Source organism: Ancylomarina longa, assembly GCF_003996985.1.
GTDB lineage: Bacteria > Bacteroidota > Bacteroidia > Bacteroidales > Marinifilaceae > Ancylomarina_A > Ancylomarina_A longa.
The window spans coordinates 33,803-42,076 of record NZ_RJJX01000028.1; the positions used below are offsets into that span (position 1 = coordinate 33,803).

Here is an 8,274-nt window from a genome sequence, read left to right on the forward strand (position 1 = left end):
ATCTAATTACTTATTGAATTCTTAACGCATCATTCCCTAAAGCAGAATAATAAAGGAACTATAAAACAGGACGTTCAATAAAGCAATTTAGCCTATTACGAATAATATTAAATGCTGATTAAAAATCTTATCACCCATAAATACCCTCTTTCAATTAGATGATTTATTTAACGATTAAGTATCATCATATTATTCACCTTTTAAGGAGCACCATATGCGAATAGTTTTGTTAGTCCTCTTACTTATACCAACTTCTGTTTTTGCTAATTATCAAATCACGGATTCCCTGAAACAGGATAATCAATACAAGCTAACTCTTAAAAATACTGCTATACCTGATTCTTTACTTGCATTTGGACTAATTGGTTTAGAGAGTGATGGATTAAAATTCTTCAATTCGGAAGTCAAAGAAGAAATAATCGAAAAATTACAATCACAATACATTAGGAGATTTCTAAAAAGTCCAAACAGTACAAGAAACCATTAAGTTTTCAACTATTCCTTTCGTGCTAATCTTAGTTTTCTCCTGAGATTTGTTATAATAATTTCTATTTCTCCAAAGAAACATATACATTTGTTCGTAATATTACGAATAGATATGAATTTAGAAACAGGTATAACCGAAAAGCAGCAAAGAATTGCTAGATATGCTAAAGCATTAGGACATCCGGTTCGCATGTATGTGATTGAGTTGCTTTCAAAACAAGCATGTTGTTATAGTAGTGATTTAACAGATGTGCTGCCTATTGCCAAATCAACACTATCACAACATTTAAAAGAATTAAAAGACGCAGGTCTTATTCAAGGCGAAATTGAATCTCCCAAAATTAAATACTGTATTAATAAAAAAAATTGGATAGAAGCCAAACAACTTTTTGAACAGCTCTTTAAGGTTTAAAAAATTTGCAAATATTATTCGTATTTCTGCGAAATGCGAATGCTTGAAGTTTATTTTAAATTTGAAAGTGAAAAATTTTACAACAAAATGTAAGGAATACAAATCGCCTGAAAAAGTAATAAAATGAAAACAGTTACTTATTAATATATTTCTTTAAAGAAAGCTTTATAAAAAAATTCTTGTTTGTAATAAAACTAAAAATTGATCATGGAAATTTTAGATTTTACCAAAATAGCCGGGTTTCCCTATGCAGAAAGACAAAAAAATGTGCTTTACAAAACCGATGATTTTAAAATTCGAATTATCGATTTACCTGAAAATGGGACCATCTCCGAATGTGACATGATAGCACATGTGGTATTTGTTGTAATGTACGGGCAGGTTGATGTTACTGTGAATGGAAAAGAATATAGGCTTAGTGAAAAACAAAGTTTGGCTTCAGAACCCGCTACTTTTTCAATGAGAACCGAAAATGGAGCGAAACTAATGGGTATACAAATTCAAAAACATGAAAAATAAGACACTATGAAATCTATGATGATACTTACGGTGGCACTTGTTGTCATTTCTTTTATTGCTGATCGAAAGAAAACACTAAAAGGAATTAAAAAAGGATTAAAGCAATTTCTGAAGATATTACCCACGCTTCTATCTGTGATTATCATTATAAGTATTGTTTTATTTTTCGTGTCTAATGAATTTTTGATGGAATATCTAGGAAAAGGGGCTGGTTTGGGAGCTTATATATCAGCAGCAGCTATTGGTTCAATTTCCCTACTCCCAGGTTTTATTGCATACCCACTTGCAGGAATATTGGTTAAATCAGGCGTAAGCTATTCGGTTATTGCTGTGTTTATTACCACCTTAATGATGATTGGAATTTTAACCATTCCCATCGAGGCAAAATACTTTGGCATGAAAACAACTTTGATCAGGAACACACTTAGTTTCTTCGGGGCTATTCTGGTTGGTGCAGTAATGGCATTTATTTACTATTTAATTTAAAATTTATGAAAGCATTATTTAAAAAATATAAATTAGATATTCCGGTAATTATCGCTTTCGTAATTTTTACAGGAACTTCTTTCTATTTCCAGTTTAACCCGGGCATTCAAATATTTAAAACCAATTTTTGGATGTTTTTCAAAGAAATGATCATACTACTTCCTATGATGTTTATCTTGATTGGGCTTTTTGATGTATGGATTCCAAAAGAACGAATTCAAAAACATATAGGCGATACTTCGGGAATAAAAGGAATGCTATTAGTTATGCTTTTGGCGTTTATTCAAGCAGGACCATTATATGCAGCTTTTCCGGTTGCTTATCTTTTATGGAAAAAAGGTTGTTCACCCGTAAATGTTTTCATATACATAAGTGCTTTTACGACTGCAAAAATCCCAATGCTTACTTTCGAGATAGGCTTTCTAGGTTTAAAATTTTCATTACTAAGAATATTAATAACGATCCCGGTATTTATTCTTATTGGAATAATTATGGGAAAATATTTTGAAAGAAATAATTGCAAAATTAATGAAGTATAAAACGAATTATTATGGCATGGTTAACAGATTATCCCAGAGAGAAGATTAATTGGTTTCCCACCATCGATCTTAGTAAATGTTTTAAATGCGGTATGTGTATGAACTGCGGTAAGCAAGTTTATACTTGGACAAAAGAAGGTCCTGTTGTTAGTAAACCATTAGCTTGTGTAGTGGGCTGCACAACCTGCGCCAATCTTTGTAAAGGTGAAGCAATTTCTTTCCCCGATAAAAATGAGCTTCGGGCTTCGTACAAAAAGGAACACCTATGGGCAAAAGTTACCAAACAGATGAAAGCCGAAGGAAAATTAAACCCAACAAATCCATAATTACAAAAGTTATACTTAATTATAAAACATGCAGCTATTGAACAGAGCGATCCGGCCCAAACAAGGGGCAACTAATCTGAAATTTCGTTAGATGCTATTTCGGGATGCAATAATGTTTTACTAAATCCTGCTGAATTACTGCTCGTTTCCCTGACAGCATAATATTCCGGGATATTAGAAATCCCTTATCATTCGGTTAAAATAGTTGTACATGATAAAAGGAATGAATCATGTAAAAATTAATGACAATAAAAAAACTTAAAGTCTGGCATAAAAATATAGTAAAATCCGGAATCATCACCAATATGCTGGCAAAGGCGTGTACACTTCAAGACTTTATAATAAAATAATTTATTAGTAATAAATGAAAAGAATATTAAACACCACAATATTGCTGTTCTTATTATCCAGTCTGCCATCTAAAGCGCAGGACAGTACTAATGTTTATAATTTTGACTTTCACAAAGTCAAGCCTATTGTACAAATATTTGGTACAGCATCTTATAACTTCGATGAAAATAAATATGAGTATAGTTTTAGTCGTGCACATATAGGATTTCAATATCAATTTAACGCAAAATGGAATGCGAAAATTATTCTTGATCGTGGCAGGTCAACTTCTGTTGGAAAAATTACGGTAAGCGATTCTGCCGGTAATAAATTCAATATTGAGAATACTTCAAAAGAAGGTTCATATTATACTATGTGGCTGAAATTTGCCAGTTTGCAGTGGAAAGTAAATGATAAACTGACACTTGAAGGTGGAGCCATTTTACAAAATCATTACATTACCATGGAACGTTTTTGGGGCTTGCGTTATGTTGCTCAAACCTTTCAAGATTTGTACTGGCATATACCAAGTAGCGATTTAGGGTTTATAGCTTATTATAAATTCAATAAGTTTTTTTCTGTTGATGCTGCTATAACCAATGGAGAAGGTTCACGTGTAAAACAAGATTCTTTTGGGAAAGTAAAAATTGCCGGCGGAATAGATATTAATCCTTCTCAGAAAATTCAGACAAGAATTTTTTATCACAACAAACAATCTGGAATAAATAATTCAGCTGCGGAGCAATTGCTTTCTGCATTTATCGGATATAAACCAACTGATAAATCTCGTATTGGCAGCGAATTTAACTACATGAAAAATCTTGACAATACTGATGGCCTCAAAAGCTATGGATTCTCCCTCTATACAGCCTATCATATAACCAGGAAAACAGAACTATTTACTCGCTTTGATAGATTGTTATATAACATTACTGAAAATACCAATGGAAATATAATGGGTGATGGAAATACATTAATGGGAGGCCTCTCTTTTGCTCCTGTAAAAGGAGTTAAACTTTCAATGAATTACCAAGGATGGTTACCCGATGACAATGTAAAACCTCAAAACCGAATTTTATTTAATATGGAATATAAATTTTAAAAAATTAGTATTATGAAAACACAAAAATTTCAAGTACCTGAATGGGCTTATGAGTTTCATGGCCATCAATGTCCATTTATGCCTATTGGATACCGTATGGGAACAGTGGCAATGGAAAAACTAGGTATTGAACGTTGCAAAGATCACGAAATGCACGTATTGTCTGAAATGGGTGTAGGCCATCCTCAGGGATGTATGCAGGATGGAATTATGTCTGCCACATCAGCCACTTTCGGCAAGGGAATGATGGAGAAATTGCATTACGGCAAAGTAGCAGCTACGTTCTGTTATCCTAACAAGGGTGCAGTACGCATTGTTCTTAATAACAACTTTCAGGATAAGCTTGCTCCTCATGAGTTCTTCACCTACCGCAAAAAAGGAATTGAACCTTCACAAATACCTGCCGAAGTTCGTCAAAACATCATTAATATGGTACTAAATGCACCGATTGACGAATTATTTACCATCGAAATGTTGCCTGATTTTGTATATAAACCGATGAAAGGCTCTTTTGCTAAAGCCAAATGTGAAGTATGTGGCGAATATACTTTTGAACGCTACTTAAGGGTAAAAGATGGTAAAAAAACTTGTATCCCCTGCTCTAATCAGGAACCATCGGAACATGTATTTTATCACCCGATAGCAAAAAATAAATAAAGATTCATTAAGGATGAATGGGATCAAAAACAAAACTTGGGGATCAAATATTTATTTTATTTCTGCACCAACTTTTCGAATTGATCCGTATTCAAGGATCAGGAGATTTTGTTAATTGCTCCAAAAAAACAAAGCCCTCATAAACATTGCTGTTCATGAGGGCTTTTGTACCCGGGGCGGGACTTGAACCCGCACGGCCTAATGGCCACTGGATTTTAAGTCCAGCGTGTCTACCAATTCCACCACCTGGGCATCCTAAAAAGGATTTGAGCGAGAAACGAGACTCGAACTCGCGACCCCAACCTTGGCAAGGTTGTGCTCTACCAACTGAGCTATTCTCGCATTAACAAAAGAACCGTTGTTCTCTCAATTGCGATGCAAATATATACGTATTTTTTGATTCTGCAAAAGAAAAAAAACTTTTCACCTGTTTTTTTTTTAATCATCATAAGAGCCATTACAATTCTTCCTTTTCTGATACTCTGAATTTCAGGCACTAGCTAACAAAAGCCTTTAAAAATGGGGTAATGAAAAATTATCATGTTTTTTATTCTTTAAATTCCGGAGATCTTTTTGATCTCATTTAATTTATTCAAAGCTTCAAGAGGAGTCAGATTATTGATGTCCATGTCCTTTATCTCATTTCTAATTTGCAATAAAACAGGATCGTCGAGTTGAAAGAAACTCATTTGATAACCTTCCCTTTGCTGGGCAATTTCACCAACCGGCTTCGCTAAATCATCAGCACCTTGTTTTCCTTCTAATTGAATTAATATTTCATCTGCACGTTTCACCACAGATTTAGGCATTCCAGCCATTCGCGCTACATGAATTCCAAAACTATGATTGGAGCCACCGGGAATTAGCTTCCTCAGAAAAATAACTTTATTATTCACCTCCTTCACCGAAACATTAAAGTTTTTAACCCTCGAAAAAGATTTTTCCATTTCATTCAGCTCATGATAATGAGTTGCAAAAAGAGTTTTGGCTTTAGATTTTGGATGTTCATGAATGTATTCCACAATTGACCAAGCTATGGATATTCCATCGTAAGTACTGGTTCCTCTTCCCAATTCGTCCAGTAATATCAAACTTCTCGAGGATAAATTATTCAGGATGCTGGCTGCTTCATTCATCTCCACCATAAAAGTAGATTCGCCTAAAGATATATTATCAGATGCTCCTACTCGGGTAAAAATCTTATCTACGTAACCAATCTTTGCTTCCTGTGCAGGAACAAAACTCCCAATTTGAGCCATTAGAACAATCAAAGCAGTTTGTCTAAGCAGAGCTGATTTTCCAGCCATATTCGGTCCGGTAACAATAATAACCTGTTGATTATCATTATCGAGATAAACATCGTTGGCTATATATTTTTCATCAATTGCCAATTGTTTTTCAATTACCGGATGCCTTCCTTGCTTGATATTAATTACCTGAGAGTCGTTCATCTCCGGGCAAGTATAATTATTCTCCCTGGCCAATTTTGAAAAGGCTAACAGACAATCCAGACGAGCTATTAATGATGCATTCAATTGAATAGAAGTAATATAATCAGCAATACCCAAAACCAATTCATTATACAAGCGAGTCTCCAGAGCTAATATTTTCTCTTCGGCACCCAAAATTTTCTCCTCATACTCCTTCAATTCCTGAGTAATATATCTCTCTGCACTTACCAAGGTCTGCTTCCGAATCCATTCCTCCGGAACCTTATCCTTATGAGTATTTCTTACTTCGATATAATAACCAAACACATTATTGAACCCAATTTTCAGAGAAGGAATTCCTGTTCTTTCACTTTCCCGAACCTGCATCTGAAGCAGATAATCTTTCCCCGAAAAGGCAATTTTCCTCAATTCATCTAAATCAGCAGAAACACCATCCGCAATTACTCCGCCTTTACTCACCATATTTGGTGGATCGGCCTGAATTCCATTCTCTATTTTTTCACGAACATTCAAACAGGGATTTAACTGTTCCCCTATTTTAATCAGGCCGTCATTTCCACTATCCAAACAAAAATTCCGGATAGGCTCAATGGCAATCAATGCATTTTTTAATTGTATTATTTCCCTCGGACTTACTCTTGCTACTGCTACCTTTGAGATAATCCTCTCCAAATCTCCAATCTGTCGAATCTCATCTTCAATAGTTAAGGATTCTTTTTCCTTTTTATAAAAGAATTTTACAACATCAAGTCTGCTATTTATTCTGGTAATATCTTTAAGCGGTAGAGCAATCCACCGTTTCAATAAGCGTGCTCCCATCGGACTTAAGGTTCTATCCATGATCTGCGAAAGCGTTTTAGCACCATCATTAATAACGCCAAAAAGTTCCAGATTACGAACCGTAAATTTATCCAACCACACATAACAATCTTCTTCTATCCTTGATAGATTTGTAACATGAGCAGCCTGACCATGTTTGGTAAAGTCTAAATATTGCAAAACCGCACCCGAAGCAATAATACCATTTCGCAAGTTTTCAATACCAAATCCTTTAAGCGAAGTAGTTTCGAAATGACGCAATAAACGATCTTTTGCAGCACTTTCAGTAAAAACCCAATCGTCCATGGTGAAAGTGTAGAACTTTCCTCCAAACAACTCATGAAATAACTTTTCCTTTCCTTTCTGATATAAAACCTCTTTAGGCTGAAAATTTCCAAGTAGCTTATCGATGTATTCAAAACTTCCCTCTGCAGTAAGAAATTCTCCTGTTGAAGCATCTAAGAACGCAATTCCTGCAGATTTTTTCTCTAAATGAATACAGGCCAAAAAATTATTCTCACGATATTCCAGCACATTATCATTATAGGAAACCCCAGGAGTCACCAATTCTATAATTCCTCGTTTCACCAATTTCTTAGTCTTCTTCGGATCTTCTAACTGCTCGCAAATTGCCACACGCATTCCAGCTCGGACTAACTTTGGTAAATAAGTATCTACTGCATGATGTGGAAAACCAGCTAGCTCGACATAAGATGCAGATCCATTCGCTCGTTTTGTAAGTGTTATTCCTAATATTTCTGAGGCTCGAATAGCGTCTCTCTCAAATGTCTCGTAAAAATCACCAACCCGAAAAAGCAATATTGCATCAGGATGTTTTTCTTTCATCTGATAATATTGCTTCATTAAGGGAGTTTCAACCGCTCTTTTATGATTTACCAAGGGAAATATATTTTAATTTACTTCATTTTCTATCTACAACGAACAAATATACTCATTCCTTTATAATAGATTTGAAATTATAGATTGTAGATTATAGACCAATCCTGTCCTAAACGTTTTTCCACTATCATTATCTCAACCTAGAATCGCACATTTCAGTGGTATTTAAGTCATATTCTAAAATAGCACCCCCTGGATTGCAATTATAGGCTTTGGTTTTGGTTGATCAAAAGGTTCATCGAGCCAT

The 8,274-nt window shown here is 34.6% G+C and carries 8 protein-coding genes and 2 tRNA genes; 7 read left to right on the forward strand and 3 right to left on the reverse strand.

Features of this window, described 5'->3' with window-relative positions; translation table 11 throughout:
• The first annotated feature begins 598 nt into the window (after positions 1–598).
• The 7 genes from DLK05_RS14820 to DLK05_RS14850 all read left to right on the forward strand — a co-directional run bounded on the left by DLK05_RS14820 (position 599) and on the right by DLK05_RS14850 (position 4,857).
• Positions 599–898 (forward strand): ArsR/SmtB family transcription factor, encoded by a 300-nt coding sequence (locus DLK05_RS14820; protein ID WP_127344790.1) that lies wholly within the window; start codon positions 599–601, stop codon positions 896–898.
• Between the two features lie 207 nt (positions 899–1,105).
• A complete protein-coding gene (locus DLK05_RS14825; RefSeq protein ID WP_127344791.1) occupies positions 1,106–1,417 on the forward strand; it encodes a hypothetical protein in 312 nt (103 codons plus the stop codon).
• A gap of 6 nt (positions 1,418–1,423) precedes the next feature.
• Positions 1,424–1,903: a permease gene (locus DLK05_RS14830; protein ID WP_209319902.1), complete on the forward strand. Its 480-nt coding sequence runs from the start codon at positions 1,424–1,426 to the stop codon at positions 1,901–1,903.
• A 5-nt stretch (positions 1,904–1,908) separates the two neighbouring features.
• Positions 1,909–2,442 carry a permease gene (locus tag DLK05_RS14835; RefSeq protein ID WP_127344792.1) on the forward strand — a complete coding sequence of 178 codons (534 nt, stop codon included), beginning with the start codon at positions 1,909–1,911 and terminating at the stop codon, positions 2,440–2,442.
• Positions 2,443–2,453: 11 nt separating this feature from the next.
• On the forward strand, positions 2,454–2,768 hold the full coding sequence (locus DLK05_RS14840) for a 4Fe-4S dicluster domain-containing protein (RefSeq protein WP_127344793.1): 315 nt from the start codon (positions 2,454–2,456) through the stop codon (positions 2,766–2,768).
• Between the two features lie 364 nt (positions 2,769–3,132).
• On the forward strand, positions 3,133–4,200 hold the full coding sequence (locus DLK05_RS14845; protein WP_127344794.1) for a hypothetical protein: 1,068 nt from the start codon (positions 3,133–3,135) through the stop codon (positions 4,198–4,200).
• Positions 4,201–4,212: 12 nt separating this feature from the next.
• The gene (locus tag DLK05_RS14850; RefSeq protein WP_127344795.1) at positions 4,213–4,857 is read left to right on the forward strand and encodes an FmdE family protein; all 645 of its coding nucleotides are present in this window, start codon (positions 4,213–4,215) and stop codon (positions 4,855–4,857) included.
• A 168-nt stretch (positions 4,858–5,025) separates the two neighbouring features.
• Here the strand turns inward: DLK05_RS14850 and DLK05_RS14855 are convergent.
• The 3 genes from DLK05_RS14855 to mutS all read right to left on the reverse strand — a co-directional run bounded on the left by DLK05_RS14855 (position 5,026) and on the right by mutS (position 8,027).
• A tRNA-Leu gene (locus DLK05_RS14855) sits at positions 5,026–5,109 on the reverse strand.
• 17 nt (positions 5,110–5,126) lie between these two features.
• Positions 5,127–5,199: transfer RNA gene (locus tag DLK05_RS14860), tRNA-Gly, on the reverse strand.
• Between the two features lie 212 nt (positions 5,200–5,411).
• On the reverse strand, positions 5,412–8,027 hold the full coding sequence (gene mutS / locus DLK05_RS14865; protein ID WP_235832016.1) for a DNA mismatch repair protein MutS: 2,616 nt from the start codon (positions 8,025–8,027) through the stop codon (positions 5,412–5,414).
• Between the last annotated feature and the right edge of the window lie 247 nt (positions 8,028–8,274).